20 protein-coding genes are annotated in these 19,232 nt (G+C 47.7%); 9 read left to right on the top strand and 11 right to left on the bottom strand.

The window, feature by feature from the left end:
• The first annotated feature begins 64 nt into the window (after positions 1–64).
• Positions 65–715 (top strand): DUF4962 domain-containing protein, encoded by a 651-nt coding sequence (locus OES20_02895; GenBank protein ID MDH3633629.1) that lies wholly within the window; start codon positions 65–67, stop codon positions 713–715.
• A 122-nt stretch (positions 716–837) separates the two neighbouring features.
• Here OES20_02895 and OES20_02890 read toward each other — a convergent pair whose 3' ends face one another.
• The 7 genes from OES20_02890 to OES20_02860 all read right to left on the bottom strand — a co-directional run bounded on the left by OES20_02890 (position 838) and on the right by OES20_02860 (position 6,497).
• Positions 838–1,131 carry a hypothetical protein gene (locus tag OES20_02890; protein MDH3633628.1) on the bottom strand — a complete coding sequence of 98 codons (294 nt, stop codon included), beginning with the start codon at positions 1,129–1,131 and terminating at the stop codon, positions 838–840.
• A 424-nt stretch (positions 1,132–1,555) separates the two neighbouring features.
• Entirely contained in the window at positions 1,556–2,275 is a 720-nt protein-coding gene (locus OES20_02885; GenBank protein ID MDH3633627.1) for a DUF481 domain-containing protein, read from the bottom strand.
• Between the two features lie 145 nt (positions 2,276–2,420).
• Positions 2,421–2,816, bottom strand: a complete 396-nt coding sequence (gene mscL / locus OES20_02880) for a large-conductance mechanosensitive channel protein MscL (protein ID MDH3633626.1) — start codon at positions 2,814–2,816, stop codon at positions 2,421–2,423.
• Between the two features lie 118 nt (positions 2,817–2,934).
• Positions 2,935–4,104, bottom strand: coding sequence for a peptidoglycan-binding protein (locus tag OES20_02875; GenBank protein ID MDH3633625.1), 1,170 nt, complete (start codon positions 4,102–4,104; stop codon positions 2,935–2,937).
• A gap of 203 nt (positions 4,105–4,307) precedes the next feature.
• Positions 4,308–5,486 carry a mechanosensitive ion channel gene (locus tag OES20_02870; protein MDH3633624.1) on the bottom strand — a complete coding sequence of 393 codons (1,179 nt, stop codon included), beginning with the start codon at positions 5,484–5,486 and terminating at the stop codon, positions 4,308–4,310.
• Positions 5,487–5,660: 174 nt separating this feature from the next.
• Complete coding sequence (locus OES20_02865) at positions 5,661–6,068, bottom strand: DUF4332 domain-containing protein (protein ID MDH3633623.1); 408 nt, start codon at positions 6,066–6,068, stop codon at positions 5,661–5,663.
• 60 nt (positions 6,069–6,128) lie between these two features.
• The gene (locus OES20_02860; GenBank protein MDH3633622.1) at positions 6,129–6,497 is read right to left on the bottom strand and encodes a hypothetical protein; all 369 of its coding nucleotides are present in this window, start codon (positions 6,495–6,497) and stop codon (positions 6,129–6,131) included.
• Between the two features lie 530 nt (positions 6,498–7,027).
• Here OES20_02860 and OES20_02855 point away from each other — a divergent pair.
• Both OES20_02855 and OES20_02850 read left to right on the top strand, forming a co-directional pair.
• Entirely contained in the window at positions 7,028–8,068 is a 1,041-nt protein-coding gene (locus tag OES20_02855) for an OmpA family protein (protein MDH3633621.1), read from the top strand.
• A gap of 379 nt (positions 8,069–8,447) precedes the next feature.
• Entirely contained in the window at positions 8,448–8,981 is a 534-nt protein-coding gene (locus tag OES20_02850) for a hypothetical protein (GenBank protein MDH3633620.1), read from the top strand.
• Positions 8,982–9,057: 76 nt separating this feature from the next.
• On the opposite strand, the gene OES20_02845 is transcribed toward OES20_02850, so the two are convergent.
• The 3 genes from OES20_02845 to OES20_02835 are packed head-to-tail and all read right to left on the bottom strand — an operon-like array spanning position 9,058 to position 13,523.
• On the bottom strand, positions 9,058–11,715 hold the full coding sequence (locus tag OES20_02845; protein ID MDH3633619.1) for a CHASE2 and HATPase_c domain-containing protein: 2,658 nt from the start codon (positions 11,713–11,715) through the stop codon (positions 9,058–9,060).
• Complete coding sequence (locus tag OES20_02840) at positions 11,712–12,800, bottom strand: FecR domain-containing protein (protein MDH3633618.1); 1,089 nt, start codon at positions 12,798–12,800, stop codon at positions 11,712–11,714. Before OES20_02840 ends, OES20_02845 begins: the two co-directional genes overlap by 4 nt.
• 6 nt (positions 12,801–12,806) lie before the next feature.
• A complete protein-coding gene (locus OES20_02835; GenBank protein MDH3633617.1) occupies positions 12,807–13,523 on the bottom strand; it encodes a response regulator transcription factor in 717 nt (238 codons plus the stop codon).
• A 325-nt stretch (positions 13,524–13,848) separates the two neighbouring features.
• On the opposite strand from OES20_02835, the gene OES20_02830 reads away from it, so the two are divergent.
• From OES20_02830 to OES20_02805, 6 genes are all read left to right on the top strand, one after another.
• Positions 13,849–14,076 (top strand): dodecin domain-containing protein, encoded by a 228-nt coding sequence (locus tag OES20_02830; protein ID MDH3633616.1) that lies wholly within the window; start codon positions 13,849–13,851, stop codon positions 14,074–14,076.
• 141 nt (positions 14,077–14,217) lie between these two features.
• Positions 14,218–14,655 (top strand): peptidoglycan-binding protein LysM, encoded by a 438-nt coding sequence (lysM, locus tag OES20_02825; protein MDH3633615.1) that lies wholly within the window; start codon positions 14,218–14,220, stop codon positions 14,653–14,655.
• A 201-nt stretch (positions 14,656–14,856) separates the two neighbouring features.
• Positions 14,857–15,732 carry a polyphosphate kinase 2 family protein gene (locus OES20_02820; protein MDH3633614.1) on the top strand — a complete coding sequence of 292 codons (876 nt, stop codon included), beginning with the start codon at positions 14,857–14,859 and terminating at the stop codon, positions 15,730–15,732.
• A 141-nt stretch (positions 15,733–15,873) separates the two neighbouring features.
• Complete coding sequence (locus OES20_02815) at positions 15,874–16,587, top strand: hypothetical protein (protein ID MDH3633613.1); 714 nt, start codon at positions 15,874–15,876, stop codon at positions 16,585–16,587.
• 342 nt (positions 16,588–16,929) lie between these two features.
• A complete protein-coding gene (locus OES20_02810) occupies positions 16,930–17,541 on the top strand; it encodes a porin family protein (GenBank protein ID MDH3633612.1) in 612 nt (203 codons plus the stop codon).
• A gap of 275 nt (positions 17,542–17,816) precedes the next feature.
• On the top strand, positions 17,817–18,776 hold the full coding sequence (locus OES20_02805) for a hypothetical protein (GenBank protein ID MDH3633611.1): 960 nt from the start codon (positions 17,817–17,819) through the stop codon (positions 18,774–18,776).
• Between the two features lie 29 nt (positions 18,777–18,805).
• Here OES20_02805 and OES20_02800 read toward each other — a convergent pair whose 3' ends face one another.
• Positions 18,806–19,189 (bottom strand): hypothetical protein, encoded by a 384-nt coding sequence (locus tag OES20_02800; GenBank protein MDH3633610.1) that lies wholly within the window; start codon positions 19,187–19,189, stop codon positions 18,806–18,808.
• Positions 19,190–19,232 lie beyond the last annotated feature (43 nt).

Raw genomic sequence — 19,232 nt, 5'->3', positions numbered from 1 at the left:
AAATCCCCAAATTCTTGAACTATATTAACTTTAACTTTCCTGTAACTCTTTGCGGCGGAATAATATGCTCACCTCACGTTATATCTCGGTACTTGCTACCGTATTATTTACACTCGGTACCTCCCTGGTCTTTGCTGGTGAAAAAGCGTTTACCAGTACAGGCGAAATCGTAATACTAAATTCAGATGGGACCTGGCATTACGAAAATCAGTCCCGAACTTCACAAGCTAAAGTTATAAAAACCAACTCGAAAAAATTTAAAAAACCATCGAGTGCCAGTTTTCCAGTCAAAAGCAAGGTTAATAACCTCGGTTTCTGGATGAACCCTGCCAAATGGGGATTCACAAAAAAAGGTGCTCTCAACCCGGAAGCCGAATACGAGTTAAAGCATAAGAAGCTGGAAATTTACGCCATGGCCATTACGGAATCGATCGAGGTGAATCTCGACAACCTGGCCGAAATTGCATTGGAAAATATGGAAAAAGTTGGCACAAACGTGAGAGTTGTAACTAAGGAATACAGAATTGTTAATGGGCAAAAAGTAATATTTATGGAAATGTCGGGCGTCGTAAATGGAATCAAGGCGACTTACATGGGTTATTACCACTCCAATTCAAAAGGCGCCAGCCAACTGCTCGCGTTCACGGGAACGGCGCTAGCCAATAAGTACAAACCGGAAATAATAAAGTTACTGAACGGGCTGGTTGTCCTTTAAAAACGGATCTACTTGAATCCTGGTGATCCGACCTGGAATACACGGAATACACCACCAATCGATTACCTGGTGCCGTTACAGGGCTCGCATCGATAGTAATAGAGCTGAAAGATACCTGGAAGCTACAATTTCGACAGCGGTAAATCGAGCCGAATATCATAAGCTGTTTTCTTGAAATTCCAGGTTCGTTTACCACCAGTAATTATGGCATTGCAGGCGATAATGGCTCCTTCCTGCCCCACTCGCTCGAGCCGTTTTCTGAACAATTTTGCATCCCCGGGTAACAGGTAACCCACTTTCCCGCCATTGATCACAACCCTGATTGCCTTGTTGTCGTAAGGATTACAATTTTCGTAATGCAATTTTGCGATTAACGCTTGCTGACCGCCTTGTTTCAAGAAGTGCTTATCGAGCATTTTAAGGTATTTTTGGCAGCGTGGTGCGCCGACCACCTCCAAATTGTAATGTCCGTCACCTGTCACAAATAAAGGTTTGATTTCAGTAACGAAATCTTTGTGTATCCCCATCGGATACCCTTTTATTCTGAAGCAGAGGCAAAAACTGCTTCGCCTTCATCTTCCATTTTTATTACTCCGATTCAGTATTCACGGAGGTTTCAACTTTAACCGAATCAATTAACAAATCTATAAAATAATTTAACATTTTTATTCTTCTGCCAGTTTGATTTGGGTCAGTTTTCATTAACATGGTTTCGTTTTATTAGCCGTATCGAGAAAACGGGTATAGGCGGATGCTCGAGCCACCCGGTATCGCCCAGGTGGAATCAGTCAATTCCGGCATATTTGTACTATTTGCCAATCGCTCGAGATTCGTTCTCACTCAAAAGCCGTAGACCAACGAGACTGAAAAGATTTTGTCTGTTTTATCTGTGCCGGAGGGAACGTCGGAATTATGTTTCACCAGGTAGCTTATCTTTGATGCCAGGTTGCCAACTATCTGCATTTTTAATCCTGTATCTGACTCTGAATGGGTGTTTTCATCACCACTTTCCACGTAAAATATTTGGGTAAAAGTTGCCGTTTCGCTGATTTTGTATGCATAGATGGCTTCCCCGGTAATAATGGCGTCTTCCTCCGAATCCCCGGTTTCGCTGTCTTTGATGCTTCGATAACCCAAACCGATCGATGCATCGAGGAGGTGCTGTTCATTTTCGATAAAGCGTGAGCCGACACCGAATGAGATCGATGTCTGGTAATCGTAACCACTGAATTCATCGTCCTCGTATCGCAGCTGCCCGAATGCATATGACTTCTCACCAAGTTTGTATTCAGATTTTTCCTTGAATAGCAAGCTATCGGCAGTAGTCTCATCTTCGGTGGTGTTCTTGATCGCTCCTAATGAGGCTGCATGTTTCCACTTGCCTTCTTCCCTGGAAATTCCCAGTTTCGCATTTAGGTTTTCTGAGTCTGTATTACCCGAAGTAGAAGTAAAGCCCAATTCACCTTCACCTTTCCAAACGCCTTGTTCTTCTTCAACACTGTTGGCGGCATTCGACACTAGTGGGATGAAAAATATAATCAATAACAGTTTCTTTAACATTTCTGTACTCACGCAAGTTTGATTTTATAAATTTTTAAAATGCTAGAAATTCTCTCCTGGTCACACGAAGAAGCCCGGATATGTGAATTTCTCGAATCACCCGTCATTGCACGGGTGGCTCGAGCATTTCATTGACAAAGAACAACTACCGCTTCAATAGATCGCGAATCTCGCCCAGCAGAGTTTCCTCGGCGCTGGGGCCTGTATCCGGAGCTGGTGCCGGTTCTTCTTCCGGCTTCTTCATCGAGTTCATCGCCTTGACGACAAGGAAGATCGCGAACGCGATGATGACGAAGTCGACTACGGTCTGGATAAAGGACCCATACTTGATCATTACCGGGGCCGTTTCACCGACAGCATCCTTCAGCATAATTGCCAGGTCGCTAAAATTTACGCCACCCATCAACAAGCCGATTGGCGGCATCAAAACGTCAGCAACGAAGGAAGATACGATCTTTCCGAACGCACCACCGATGACGATACCTACTGCCATGTCAACGACATTGCCACGCATGGCAAAGTCCTTAAATTCACTCATCATACTCATTGTTATTTCCCCTAAAAATTCTGATTTGTTGTTAATACCACAGATCTGATTAATTGCGGCCATTCGGATATTTCCGTAATGGCCGCAACCAAACTCACGAAGGTGGTGATATTCAGTACTTGATATTCAGAGCTTCAACCAGTTCGATGGTCAACTCACCATTACCAGGAATTTTGCTGTCCTGTTGGTATTTGCGAACTGCCTGGGTTGTCCGAGCGCCGTAGATACCATCAACCGGACCTGCCTGGTAGCCTTTCGTATTCAGTGCCTGCTGAAGCTTGCGAATAATGTCACCCGTCACATTGGTTTCGCATAAGATCGGCTCCCACTTCAGGTAACCATCACTAACCTTGTAAGAGGTTTTTACCGTCTCGTAAACCGGGGGCTTGCTGACCTTTGAGGTGCTTGCCGCCTTAACCAGCTTCTGTACCGCCACGGTATCGTAGGCAGCTGGAACTTTCCGGGTCACCGTCCGTGCGGGCTCTTTAACAACACGTGTTTTAACGGTCTTGTAAACCGCCTTCTTGACAACGACCGGCTTGGTGGTTTCCGGTGTTTTCAATACGCGTTTTTGTACCGTTTTGTACTCGGCCGGAATCTCTACCAGACACATGATTTCACCGGTGCTCTCATCAATTTTGGTGATCGGGCCGGTACCTTTTTTCCACACCGAATGCGCAGGTTTAACCAGAACCCGCTCTTGTACGGTTGCATAGACTGCCGGGACAACTCTTAACTCGGTAATTTCCGGGCTCACCAGCACTTTTTCCTCTTTCCAGCCATACACTGCCGGAATCACTTCTAAAACTTCCGTGGCTTCTTTAACCAATACCGTCTTGGGTTCCGAACGATAAACAGCGGGTGTGATTTTTACCTCGTCGTATCCATCTGCCTTGAGAACCTTCTCGGTTTCAGTTTTATATTTTGGCGGGGAGAATACGCGCGCAAAACACTGGCCTGCCCTGGCTTTGGGCGGTAACAATCTGGCCATCATCGAAGCATCGGATTGACCAGCCTGCTGGGTACCTGTGCTGGCGGTCATCATCGATACTTTTTGACTTTGATCCAGTTGCTTCTTTAATTCGCTGATTTCCTGGTCACGCGCCATCAGTTCCTTATCACGTGCGGCGATTTCCATGTCACGCGCTTCGAGCTCCTTGTTACGAGCATTAATTTCTGCTTCGTATTCGCTCTGGTTGCTTCCAAATTGTTGACTTGAGGAGCTACAGCCTGAAATTAGTGCGATTGAATATACTGCTACTACTACAAATAAAGTTTTCATTTCTACGCCTCTGTTATAGCTTGGTTCGTCTTCATCATATCAATCTGGGTAAACGAGATTGTTAAACCTTTGTGAAATGCTTTGAGCACCCGAGTCATCTTTTTGCAAAGCATTGGCCGATAATTCAGTAAACACCCTGGCGTCAACACAAGGGCTTAGAATCAGGCTTGCGGGCCTTGACATTCCGGGTATGAAGCCGACGATTATTTATTGATTATCCTGGATGCCCAGCTATCGGTAATGGCTTTAGCTGCGTCCTTGCCACCAAGGCCAAATGCGAGCGCCATCGCAACCGCAACACCACCGATGGTGAAGCCAAAAGCCATGTTGACGATGTTATCCGCCAGGCCCATAGATTTTAGACCCATCGCCAATACCAGTCCCAGTATCGCGAAGCGCGCGATATTAGCGATCGCAGCACTCGTTCCTGCCAATAATTTTGTATAAGCGAGGTTACTTAAAAAATATCCAATAAAGAGAATAATGCTGCCGATAAGAATGCCGCCACCAAACTCGATCACTTTGGCAAAAATAGACGAGATCACATCGATACCCAGCAGGTTGATGGCTGCCGTCGATGCTGACAGCATTGCGAAAAACATGATGGCTGCCCCGATCAGGCGCGTTACGGTAAATGATTCAGTAAACAGCCCCTGGACACCTATTTTTTCCGGTAACGAGTTGACATGCATGCCTTCGAGAAGCGTGTTCAGCATATGTATTACGAACTTGGTTACCAGGTAGGCGACCAGGAGAATGATGCCGGCGCCGATAATGTTTGGAACTGCGGCCATCAGTTTTTCGATCATCGCCGAAGCCGGCACAGATATCGCTGGAATATTCAACACGCCGAGCGCCGAGACAACGATGGGTAATAAAATGGCGAACAGCACCAGTGCACTGCCAAAAGCAGAAACTTTTATCTCATCGTTACCAGTCTTTTCAGCCAGTTTCTCGTCAAATTTGCCAAGCGCCATGGCGACGATCTGAGACACGATTTTCGCGATTATCCAGCCAGCGTAAATAATAATTCCTGCGCCAATAATATTGGGCAATGCGCTGGTTATTTCCGTCACCATATCCTTTAACGGTGCCAGCACATCGGTTAATCCAAAATGCTGTAAAACAGCCATGAGAACGAAGATTGTCAGTACCGCCTTGATTAATGATGCAATCGGCGAAGCCAGATCGGTGATCGAGCCATCGGTATTGGTGCGATATAACCAGTTAACTTTTTTAAGCATCCTGGAAAAAATACCGGCCAGGATTTTGACTACAAATAGCCCGACTACAAGAATCAAAAGACCGATGATGGCATGGGCCAGTTTTCCTGATGCTACTGGTCCCAGCATTTCTGTGAGATTGTTTATATATTCGTTCATTTGTATGTCTCCGGTTTATTGGGCCGGGTACTCCTTGTCGGGAATACCCGGTCGGGAATACCCGGTTTTTGTCGCACGGATTTTTCGAAATCAAAAAAGGTACAGCCTGGGCCACATCAATTCATTGCTGATCGCAGTGAAAATTTGTTATCGCCTCTCCGCGTTGAAATCGAATTAATAAGTGACAGCTGGCGCCAGTTTTTTTGCCTGGGCAACCCACCGTGTTACAGTTTTTGGGCTGGGCGATACCTTGCAAAGGCGCTTTACCTTATTCACTTCGGCCATCTTTTCTGCAAGGTTCTCTGCGTTACGGTTGCGCAGCTCTTTAACAGTATCAACTCCCGCGCCTTCCAGAAGTTCTGAGAACTGTCCAGCAACCCCTTTAATGCGAAACAGGTCGCACATGTTCACCCACTTCAATATGTGCTTCTCGTTGATCGACGTTTTCTCTGCCAGTAATTTTCGGCCGGTCCGGTCGCCGCCGACTGCAAGCAACTTTTCAGGTGAATGAATACCTTCCCGCTTTAGCAGTGATGCATACTTCGGACCGATACCTTCTACATCTTGGATACTTCTCGACATTTTTGTCTCTCCTATGCTGTCTGATATAAAGTTTAAAAAATTAGGCAATTTTGTGCTCTGTTAGCTAAATCGCTTTAGTATTCCCGGTGCCAATGAAGACACCGCGCCCATCAAGCCCTCACCTTTTTGTGCAAATGCCTGCGACAACACAGGTGCGATAGCAGCAAGGCCTTTTGTTACCAGGTCAGAATTCATGCCGAGTTTTTCGGCAATTGCATTTGCGTTAATTGCACTTAAGAATGGAGAAGGACCATCCGAGACCAGCTGCTGGGCTATATCCGCTACGTCCAGGCCCTGGGCTGATTCTAAGATACCCGAGGCGGCTTCAGGCAAAAATTGCCTGGCTTGATCAGCTGAAAACCCTGCCCCTTCCAATTGCTTGGTTAAGGCATCGCCATGCTCTTCAAAACAATCTTTTATAAAGTCCATCTGCATCTCCGTTACTGCAAAATTTACAAGGCCAGGTAAGTCACCTTATTTCGCGGGCACTATAGGTAAGGCGATCACAGTAGACAATGCCTTCGATCCATAATTAACAATTCGTAACAATTCAGCATGGGGAGCATTCTCAAGAATCAATTTTCGTATACCCCCGGGAGTGGCTTTTTTAGAGATCAGTAGATCCGGCAAGGCAAGAATAATGACAGGATGCCATCCAGGCTGTGTTCGGGTTTTCCTGCGTTCACGCGTAATGTCGAACATGAATCATCCAGACCGTATGCCTATTGTTAAATGTTTGTTAAATCTGGTGCTGACGTTAAATGTCGCCGAAAAATGCCTGTAGTATGCCGGCAACTGGAGCAGTGTATTGCTGTTATATGCGGCTCGAAAACATTTACCAATTGGTTGCCTGGAAGGTACTAATTATGACAAACAGTCAAAACCCGATACACGCTGACTTACCCTGGAAAATGTGGTGGCTGATCACTTTATCCGGACTCGTGTTGCTTTTTGTACTTATGATTTTGTCCAGGCAGGAAATAATCGAGACGGACCTGGAATACAGAATAATGGAAAAGTTATCGGTCGAGAAAATTGATTGGGTAACGATCGAGCTCGATGGGCGTGGCCGAGACGTTTTGCTGAAGGGAATGGCACCATCGGCCGAGTCACGTCAGCTCGTCATTGAAATGGTTGAAAGCGTTTACGGCGTTCGTGTTATTGATGATCAACTTGAAATTAGACCATCTTTATCCTCGTCAGAGCTATCCATTCAACAACAGGATGGTGCCGTTGTGCTCGGTGGTCGATTGGCGTCACAGGCGTCGATTGATACGGTGGTCAACGCGGCAAAAGCAACCTTCGGAAATGAAAATGTTGTAAACGAACTAATCCTGAGCGCGCAGGTAAAAACGGCGGACTGGCTGGATGCCACAACACAGTTATTACCCAGCCTGGTCAATATGGGAACCGCACAACTTAAAATTTCTGACAGCGACAGCCTGTTAACGGCCGAAGTCGAATCACATGGCGAACGATTAATGCTGGTTTACGAGGCCAAAAAACTGCTAGGCAGTAATCTTGATACAGAGGTTGCAGTGACTGGATCAGCGGCACCAGGAACTGTCCAGGAGAATACCGCAGATCTGAAGGCTGTTGTCGCACAAGAAGATCCTGCGCTTAAGGACTGTCAATCAAGACTCGATGCTGGGATCAAGGGTAAAAAAGTTCTGTTTGCATCTAATACGGCCGAATTACAGGCGACCAGCTATCCAATACTCGATCAAATTATTAGCACGCTTGAACAGTGTGATGAAGTGGTATCGGAAAATAAATTAATAATCGCCGGTCACACCGACAATAGCGGTGATGAGGCTTATAACCTGGCGTTAAGCCAGAGACGGGCAGATGCGGTTAAAGCCTATATTGTTAATGCGATTACCAATATTGGACTGATCAGCAGTGTCGGCTATGGCGAAAACCAACCCGTTGAATCCAACGATACCGTCGAAGGCAGGTCGCAGAATCGACGGATCGAATTTAAACTTGAACGTAAATAATTGGAGTAATAACAATGACTTACTTAATTTCAAAACTGCTAGTCTGGCTGATTTTGGCCTTTGTGTTCGGGATCGTTATGGGTCTTTTTTCTAAGGTTGGACAGGGTGAAAGGTCATGATTATGTTTATTTTACAATCCGCATTTTTGCTATTGTTGAGTTTTGTTATCGGCTATCTGCTTGGCAGGTTTATAAAGCGAATACTGCGCAACTGGGCCGCGCCAGGTAACAGGGAAGATCAGGTAATGAATGTTGCAACCGTAAAACCTGCAACGATCACATCGCCGGTCAGGGAAGGGAATGATACCGCGTTTTCGGCCGGAATTAAGGTTGATAATTTGCAGATTATCGAAGGAATCGGGCCGGCCATGGAATCGGTTTTGAAGGAAAACGGTATTGTTACCTGGTCGCAACTTGCTGCCAAAACTGTGCCTGAATTGCGTAGCATCCTCGACAAGTACGGCAAAAGGTATCAAATCATCGATCCGACGACGTGGCTGGAGCAGACCAGGCTGGCGGCTGCAGGTAAAGTAGACGATTTGATCAGATTGCAAAAAATGGATGGCGTATCCAAGCTGGAAAACATGCTGAATCGGGACAGGAAAAGTGGATTCGGAAAATACAGCCAGGACGATCTTAAAATAGTTGAAGGCATAGGCCCGAAGATCGAAGTACTGTTGAAAAATTCTGGAATAAATACCTGGAAAATACTTTCCGAAACGGAGCCATCAACTATCAGGAGTATTCTGCAGGCAGCAGGCCGGAGTTATCGCCTGGCTGTTCCGGAAAGCTGGCCCTTACAGGCAAGATTTGCGAACGATGGCGAATGGAGCAGACTCAGACAATTCCAGGACAAGTTGCGCGATTATGATCTAGCCCCGGTGGGCCGAGCTTCAACAGAAGCAATTGATTAAAGGATACTTGGATTAATTCTGTGTAACTGGCAGGATTATTTTAGCCAGTTACCCAGTTATAAAAAGGGGCGATCGCTTACTCTTCCTCGTCTATTTCATACACTGGTTCCAGTTTCGGGATTTCCAGGCAAAAAATCGAACCCTTGCCCGGGGTGCTTTCAACCTTTACCTGTCCTTGATGGCGCTGTGCGACCGCATCGACAAAAGCCAGGCCGAGCCCGATACCATATTTGCGTTCAACGCCGGCGCCCTGAGTTCGGCTAAAGCGCTCGAACAAATGTGGTAGCTCTTCGCTGGAGATACCCGGACCCTGGTCGATGACGCAACAGGAAATCTGATTCTCGTTCAGTTTCACGGTAACCCGAATACTGGAACCGGCATCGCTGTGTTTTATTGCATTGGATAACAGGTTCAGTATTGCTCGTTCGAGTAGATTAGGTTCGGCGTGCGTCCATAACTCATCCTGGTCAAATTCGCGCCTGATGGTTACTTTCATCTTGTTCGACAGTCCCCAGATCTGGTCAATTGCATTCATCACCACGCTATTAAAATCGACATCGTAGAAATTAATTTTCTCGCTGGTGTTCGCGCGCGACAGTTGCAGAAACTGCTCGGCAAGGTGTAGCGTCTTGTTGGTATTTTTTTCCATGCCGTCCAGCATGGAGTGCATCTCGTCGATACTGGTTTTGTTTTTTGCCAGCTCGATCAGGGCTATTATTGATGACAGGGGCGAGCGCAAGTCATGAGATAGAAAATTGAGTGCCTCGTTGCGCTTGGTTTCACTGGCCTTCAGCAAACTAATATCCGTGAAGTTGACGACAAAACCATCGAAGACATCACCGATAATCTTCAGGGGACTAATCTCTATCATCAGCTCGCGGCCTGTTTTATGCTGCGCATGTGCAAGCACGCGTTCTTGCTTGAACAGTACCTGTTGCAGTAAAGACTTCCAGCTGGCGCCATCTTTCAGGCGGATATGCTCCACCGCATGAACTAGCGACATGCCATTAAAATCGGCATCATCGTCGTCATACAGGTACCAGCCGGCTCGATGGTTGGACAACATCACCTGGCCTCGACTACTGCATATTAACAAGCCGTCAGCCATACCTGACAAACTGTCATCGATAATACGTCTGAGCTCTTCGTATTCGCCACCCAAAGCCTGCACCTGCTTAATTTTCGATTGCACAACATCCTCGATGTATGAGCTTTGACTCGATTCAGCTTCCCAGGGTGAACTAATCAGGCTGTTTAGCAGCCGCATTTCTTCGTCTGAAATCACCTCGTCTGGCTCGATATCCAGACCCAGCCTGCAGGGTTGGTTGTTGTAGCGTACCGGGGCCCAGTATCGACCGCTATCCACGGTCCAGCATCGCGGCGCTAACTGATTTGTTTTATCAGCAGGTACCGAACCTTCCCCAAAAAGATCCGAGCCCTTTTCATCCTGTAGCACCCAGCCCCTGATCGGGATGAATAATTTTATAAAACTCATCTCATCGCTAACATTCCGCTCGCCACGCATGCTCAAAGCTTTTTGCTTTGTGCTAAGCCGGTCCAGCTCGACATTAATATGGCGCATTGCGAGCACCAGCCGGCGCCAGCTCCACAACGGATAACTGATAAACTGGAACAGTAATATTGTGGAAACCGGCACCCATGCGTGAAATAACCACAACAACAATGCCACCAGGGTCAGAGTGCCACCAACGATGCCAAACAATACCAGCAAGGTGCTGGCGGGGTTCACGTAGGGGTAGATCAGCATGGGTAGGGCGACGAAAATAGCGGTAATCAAGATCAGCCAGATCGTCTCCAGCTCGAAAATACGGAGGTCATTGAGAATCGAATCAATGATGTTGGCAATAATCTCGACACCCGGCATACGACCGGAATCACCCGACAGGGGTGTCGGCAGGGCATCGCTCAAGCCCTGGGCAGTGGTTCCAATCAACACTATCTTGTCTTCAAACAAGCCTCTTGCGTATTGTCCGGACATGACTTGCGAATAACCGATCTGTCGAACATGTCCCGGTGGCCCCGCAAACGGTATCAGGAAAGGGTATTCTCGATACCATTGCATTGCTGAGTACTGTTCCTGTTGTCCGGTAAAATCAACTTCGCGCTCGAGTTCGGCAGCGTCATCAGTGATACCCAGTAATGCAAGGCTGAAATGCTTCCAGTAAGGCTCACCGATACCTTCCTTCAGGTATACCCTGCGCGCAATGCCATCGGCACCGATATCCAAATGAACATGTCCAAGCGCCGCGGCATTGCTGGCTAACCCGGGTAAAGGTAAAGCTTCTATCGGAAACGAGTTACTGCTTTTCTGGGACATGAACACCGGCAGCACAACCTTGCCACTGGACTGCATCGCGCGCGCCAGCAGTACATCGGACAGTGGATCGCTGGCATCAGGTTCGCTGAAAATAATATCCAGCCCGATGGCGCGTGGTGATTCGAGTTCGAGTTTGTCGATCAAGCTCGCATGGATCGATCGTGACCAGGGCCAACGTCCCAACTCGCGCAGGCTTTCGTCGTCAATGGCGACAATGATGATTTCGTCAGAAACGGGTCGAGTCCAGAATGACAACTGTGCGTCGTATAACAGGTTATCCCAGCGCCACAGCAGGCTGCTGTGAACAAACAACCCGGAAACGATCGCCAATATTGCAACCAGCAACAGGTGCTCGGTCACGCCCGAGTAGTTACCCCTGGTATAAATCAGGTTCACAGGACGAGTAGTAACATTCCAACCGGTATTATAATCTTCCAGGCGTAGAAATCTTCGTTAGACGGTTCCTCAATTACGAAGCTTTTAACCGATTCAAATCCTTCCAGTCGAAACTGATCAACCCCCCTGACCCGCAGGTAATATTGTCCGGGTAACAACTCATCCAGGCGGATTTCACTATCGTCGGTTCTGTCATCTATGGCAATCTGGTCAAATTTTTCATCTGTTGCCAACTGGTAACGATAGAATTCGGCGCCGTCGAGTATTGTCCACGACACCTGCAACTTGCTCGTGTCTGCGGACTGGTTGTTGCTGATTTCAGGGGGCGCCAGTAATTTTACCGGATCGGGAAGCGGTTTGCCTTCTTCGGCGACAATTCCGAAACCAGAGTTAACGTCTTTCTCTGCCTGGTCAGCGGATACGACAACCAGGCCCTCGGTAACCTCGGTTCTGCTGATTTGGCTATCATCCGAGGACAGCCTGAAAGTTGTGCCCCTGACAGCGGTTATCGCTGCAGGTGTTTTAATTTCATAACGATCGCCCGGTTTTTGCTTTATTACCCAGGTTCTAACGCGACCGCTATTCAGGCGGATTTGCGTATCTACCATGCCGGTCTCCTTAAAGTGACTGAGCTTGTCGAGCACGATTTCGCTATTGGCTAATACCTGTAATTCTGACTTGTCCGCAAACTGCATGCGCAGGCTTTGCTGGTCGCCCGTAACCACGCGATCCCCGCTGAACAACTCTGTGCCTACCGTTAAAACCGATTCTTCGCCGTTAGCCCGTACCAGCGTAGCAGCACCGTTTACCGCGATTACCAGGGCGGGGGTAGGTTGCAGCTTCAACATTGACACTGGAATTACGATGCGCGTCCCCGGCAGGATGGTTCGATCCGATGCCTCGTCTATGCTGTTTAGTTTCAGGAGTTCACCCCAGTTATTGACTGAAGTTGTATATTTTTCAGCAATTTTCCAAAGGCTGTCACCGGGCCTGAAGGTATATTCCCAGTACTCTTCGGCAGCAATAACCAGGTTGGGTAAACTGATCGCAAGCGTTAGAAGCAAGGTAAGTACTGGGCGCAACATACTGATTTATTCTTTTGTGACTCTGAACAAACGATAACCGCGTTGATAAATGCTACTTAGCTGCCAACCGACTGCCGGGTTAATTCCGAGCTTCGAACGAATACGACTGACGTGGGTATCGACGGTACGCGTATTAAGATCAGGACGTGTGCCCCAAATGTACTCGAGCAAATAGTCGCGTGAAACCAGGCATCCCGCGTTTTGAAACAGGTATACGGCCAGTTCAAATTCTTTATTGGTGAGTTTTTTCGCTTCGCCGTTCACGGAAATGCTGCGTTCCGATTCATTGATTTCGTACGGTTCGAAAACTTTAATCCCGGCCTCTGCCTCTAGTGCGTTGTTTTCAGCAGTTTCCCTGATCTGATTTCGACGCTGTAGTGCTTTGATTCTGGCAAGCGTGATACTTTTCTGCACCGGCTTGACCATGTAATCATCGGCACCGTGATCCAGTGCTTCAACCACGCTTTCCTCGCTATCGCGACTGGTAATGAAAATCACCGGGGTATTCGAGGCTTGCTCGTCGCGTAACCAGTCCAGCTCCTCGATACCCGTGGTATCGGGGAGATGCCAGTCAAGCACCAACAGGTCAAAAATTTCCCGGTTCATCGCTTCACGAAAACTTTTTCCTGTCGTGTAAGACTGCAACTGGTCGCCAGCCTCGTTAGCCCATAGGCTAATCAGTTCGATTTGACTTAAATCGTCTTCCAATAATCCAATGCGCACTCAATGTACCTCGCGGGGGCTTAATTCTGCACAAATATTGCCACATATAGCTTAACAATAAAGGCGCAAGAACGTTAACAAATGTAAATTTCCTGCGTACTCGTTTTCGATGCTCGGCAATCTCATTTCCAGGTTGAAATATTAAAAATTGTTAAATAATCCTGTTACTCACTGGTTTGAAATCGGTGTTTTTTGCCTGTTTTAAAAAGCTTTTGTCCGATTGCCAGGTAATATTGCAGCGCCTGAGCGCGTACCCCGGAACTTACATTTCTCATCGTTTTCGGGTAAGTTTCGCATTCCGTTTAACTAACCAAAAGTGGAAATTATGACCATAGCAAGAGTGACTGAAATAACCGCGTCATCCAGGAGAAGCTTTGACGATGCGATTAAGCAAGGGGTAAAACGCGCGAACGATACTATCGATGGCATCACCAGCGCGTGGGTGGCAGACCAGCAGGTGAAAATCAAGAATGGCTCCGTTTCAGAGTACCACGTACGCCTGAAAGTTACGTTCGTTCTTAAGGCCAGTCGCAAGAAAGCCAGGAAAAGATAGTTCGGCATACCGGTTCCGCTGCCAACTTTGCAGGGGCCGGGCCTAAAGGCAAGTAGCAGGAAGGCTTGCGGTTAACACGAGGCATGTATTGCATAAGCATAAATATGCCTTATTCAAATTATATTCAATAGGAGTATAGACATGGGATTATTTGATTTTGCTAAAGACATGGGTAAAAAGCTTTTTGGAGGTGATGATGATCCGGCAGAAAAAATTAAGGAAAGCATCGAACAGGACAATCCCGGTATCAACGATCTCGGTGTTGGCTACAATGAAGGCGTCGTTGACCTGAGTGGGAAGGCCGATTCTGCCGACGCGGTAGAAAAAGCTGTGTTGATCGCGGGAAATGTGAAGGGCGTGACCGAGGTTAATATAGACCAGATGGCGGCACCAGCCCCTGCGCCGGAAGTTGAGTACTACACGATTGTCAGTGGTGATAGTTTGTCAAAGATTGCCAAGAATTTTTATGGCAATGCAATGGACTACCCCAAGTTGTTCGATGCCAATCGCGAGGTCATCAAGGATCCAGATCTGATTTACCCGGGACAGAAAATTCGAATCCCTCCAAAAACCTGGTAGATGGTATCGTTTTGATAATGCGATGATGCAAAGTAATGGGGCCAGAGTATTAGGTTGCTCTGGCCTCATTAATTCTGGTGCGAGGAGTTTCTGACACGCTTCAATCATCCAGGGGAACTGTTGCATACTTTGAGTCAGGCCTGGTTTAACGATTTTCTGCTTTACAGGTAACGTTCTTATTAATTTGCGGGGTAGAACAATATGAAAATTGACATCGAGAATTTTCGAGTACCGGCAAAAGAGAAGCTGAGGCTGGATCAGTGGTCGACCCAGGTAGAACCGTATTATCAGTCCAAAAAGGAATACAGGAAACTGCTTGAAGCACAGGTTGAGGCGCTAAGCGAACAGCAGCAACTTCACTATGCGGACGATCGCCATGCATTGCTGCTCATATTTCAGGCTATGGACGCGGCAGGCAAGGATGGCGCGATCAAGCACGTGATGTCTGGCGTTAATCCACAGGGTTGCCAGGTATTCAGCTTCAAACGCCCGAGTGCCAGGGAGCTCGATCACGACTTTCTCTGGCGCACCACGCAAAGCTTGCCGGAACGAGGGCGTATTGGCATCTTCAATCGTTCTTATTACGAAGAAGTCCTGGTAGTGAGAGTGCACCCGAAAATTCTGGACAGCCAGAAACTACCCGAAGATCTCGTTGATCCTGAGACAATTTGGGAACAGCGTTATCGATCTATCATTGACCTTGAAGATCATCTGTATCGCAATGGCACCCATATCATAAAATTTTTCCTGCACTTGTCTAAAGAGGAGCAGCGCAAGCGTTTTCTGGCACGTATCGATGATCCCGGCAAAAACTGGAAATTCAGTTCTGCCGATATCGAAGAGAGAAAATATTGGCAACAATACATGCAGGCCTACGAAGCCTGCCTGAGTGCAACGAGCACAGCCACCGCACCCTGGTATGTGGTGCCCGCCGACGATAAAAAGAATGCACGATTGATTATATCCGACGTTATTCTCGAAACATTCAAATCCCTCAAAATGCAATACCCGGTTACAGAAGATACGCGTCGCCAGGAGCTATTGGCAATCCGCGAGCAACTGCAAAACGAAAAATAACCGCTTAAGAGTCTGACTCTAATCGGAAATAACCAGGACGTTTTATATTCCTTGCCAGTCGGCTGAGGATGAAATCGGCAGGGGCCTGTGGTAACTTCGCATGGAGTATGATGCTTCATCGGTAAAGGCAGGTACAACGCTATGAAATTGAACAGCACCTTGATAACCGGTTTTTTTGTCCTAACCCTTTCGTTTCCGGCTGCCGCCGATCAAATCAAAATCGTCAACTTTGGGGACGCGGTGGTGGTTTACGATTACCAGCCAGCAGGAGACGAGGCGGTGACACTTACGCTGAGTGCACTGGTTGCCGAGACCAATGATTCGCTGCGGGGCTTGAAAAATACGGATCGAAGGCGCTTGCGTAAACTCGGGGAATTGATATACCAGTGTAAGCTGTTGCTCTACAAATCCGCGAATGGTGATCCTGTTGTCGATCCTAAGGCCCCGATCCTGATCTCCCGGAACTACAGTCTTTTCACCGGTGTTGATCTTCCATTGGCCGCCGACGAGCGCGTAGGCATCCAGGCCCAGACGCTGGAAATCATCGATGTTAACAGCCTGTTCAGCCCCACCCTGGGGGGCAAGGATATTCATAAAAATTTCTGGGAAGACCTGGGCGCCGGGACTGCGACCAACCTGAAACAGGTCAATGTCAATGTATTAAGTGAAAACGATGCGATAAAAACTGCTGAGAATATCGACATCATGATCAGGTTCCCGGTCTTCCAGGTGGAAAAACCGGTGTCGCAATGGAGCTATAACTTTAAACTGAAAGACTTTAAACGGGCGGTTCAGCATGCCAATGACAATTGTACCCCCGACCAGTTCATGGCGCTGCTCGCTAAGATAAATTAAGATCGATCCCCCGTGATCCTGGCGCCGTTGCCATAGGCTTTGGTTTGGTGCATTGGCAACTACTCACCCTGCCAATTCATTTAACCGCAAACTCGGGGCCTCCCCGATTTAAGTCCAATTACTTGAGAGTCGTTTTGAGTAGTTAAAACAGGACTTTACGCGTTTACAGGGCCAGAAACGTCAAGTTATCTATAAATATCAGGAAAATAAAATTTTCCTGTTTATAATCAGCGGTGTACTACACTAAGTTCAGAGTTCAAATTAAGTTTGGTTAGAAAAGCGCTGGGCTATTGGTCACCACGTTGTTTTGTCACGGATTTGGAATCCAAATAGGGGTTAGTTATGAGAACGAATATTGCTGTTGTTGTTTTATCTTTACTATTTTTGATACCTGCCACGAGCAATGCAGCCGGCCGATATGGCGATAGTGGTAGGGAATTGTACACCGGAAAAGTTTATCTCGGAATCAAGTACGGAAGTTTAAGAGCGAAAGATCTATTAATTTTCAATCCGGCTACCGGCATGGACCAGGAGGAGGATTCCGACATTGGGACCATGGGTTTTGTGGCTGGCGGTCATATCAATGATATTCTTTCCATGGAGTTTGAGTATAACTATACCGTTTCCAAAGACTATTTTGGTTCGCTACCCGCCAGACTGGAAGGTGATGGCTGGGGACTTTACCTGGCTGCGAAAACCCAGGGTGACGTCTATTTCAAGGGAAGAGTTGGGTACACGCAAACAGAATTTGATGGCAGCGACGGATCGAGCAGTGGCTCCATAACCAACTATGGAGTAGCCGGGGGTGTCGGTGTAGGCTTTAAGCTCGGACCGGGTGCCCTGGAGATCGAGTACACCGTGTTTCCAAAAATCGATAGAATACTTGGCGAAGAACTGGACGACGATCTTGATAGCGATTTGATCACCATCGGCTACATGTTTATGTATGACTAATCAATTATAAATATCAAGTCATCTTAAAAGGGGCGCATTGCGCCCCTTTTTTTTCGATAGTCAGATTTCGCAAGGCTTTAATCACATGGTAATGACCGCGCCGGTAAACAGTTGCCATCTTCAGTTTGAAGCCCCTCCCTTAAAAGCAGCATAAGTCAGGCGAGTGAAGTATTTCGCGTTTGTGGAAAAAGTGTGGATAAGTTTGTCATTGTTTCTTAACATGGGCAGCGATTGCTTCCTTACCTTTACCTGTTGCAGGTGGAACACAAGCAAAAATGTTTGGCGATCCGAAGCAAGTCTGCCTCCCCGGCATACTAATTTTATGCAGTTTTTTCGTAAGCCCCGACTCGCCTGGGCGTGACATCAACATCGGCTATGCCTGTGAAAGAGAGGGTGCTACGCGCTATATCGAGGTAGTGACGGAACCGGGTTTCGCCTGCCGCGTCAAGTATACCAAGCCTGCCCTTACGACCTTTCCGTGGAATGCCCGCAATGACGCCAGCTATTGTGCACCCCGGGCTATCGGCCTGGCAGAGAAACTGGGTACTTCGGGATGGCAGTGCAAATCAATCGACGAGCTAAGCTCGATACCATCGCTTGAGGACGAAAGCTCGATACCGTCGGACGAGGAAGAGAGCTCACTACCATCGGTCGAAGAGGTAAGCTCACTACCATCGCTCGAGGAAGAGAGCTCACTACCATCAATCGAGGAAAAGAGCTCATTACCATCGATCGAGGAGGTAAGCTCGATACCGTCGCTCGAGGACAAAAGCTCAACACCATCAACCGGGGACGAAAGTTCGATGCCCTCGGACGAGGAAGTAAGAACTATTCTACTCGCGCAGATTGAACGCTATGGTCGGTACATAGAAAGCTATCAAGTGGTTGGCAAAACCTGCTATTTCTATCCCTCCGAAGCTGAATTCGGGAACCTGTGTGGCGACGAACGCGAAGAGGCGGTGATTGTTTATACCTGCGAAGTCGATGCCGGGGGTTGGGATCAACACCTGGCCGTATTTCATGAAATCGAGCCAGAGCCCCTGGTTACCGAGGTCGGTCGCAGCGGTTTTCGCCAGGTTAGTACCTATCACATCGACGACAAATTGCTGATGATGGAAACCGAAAAGTTTGCTCTGGTTGAGGATTCACCTTCCACCCAATTCGATGAGGAAGAGGCGACAATCCTCTGTCGCTATTCCGATGCTTCAGACTGGGAACTGATCGAACAGCAGTAAACTAGTTTCTATCGTAGTTTCGGTTACCGCTAGCGTCGACGATCCTCGCCCTTGCGTCGATCCGGTAAAATTGCATTACTTCTGAGGCGGGCACGACGCGCGGTATTTGCGCGGCGTGGAACTGTCGAACGTCGATCCACCGAGTTCCCCGGTTGAGTTTCTTCGGCTGCCGGGGCTTTTGAATCCGGTGACAGATAGGTTGTAACGCTAGTCCCGGCCAGGGCCCGTTTGAAAGAATCGGCCGTCGCGGCATCCATGCTCTTACCCAGCATGACGGCTTGCCCGTTGTATAGATCGGCCTGGGTCTCGGTATCGAACTCGAACAGGGCCTCGAGCGTGCGATGCGCCTCATCCTGGTCGTAGCCAGACTCTATCTTGCCCTCGAAGATTAGATTGAAGCGTGTTGCAGACAATGGTTTATCTCTCTTATATTGTTTCTTAGTAACATATCCTGAC

This window comes from Gammaproteobacteria bacterium (assembly GCA_029862005.1).
Classification (GTDB): domain Bacteria; phylum Pseudomonadota; class Gammaproteobacteria.
Note: the sequence above shows the minus strand (reverse complement) of the source record. Positions and strands in the feature narration are given on the sequence as shown.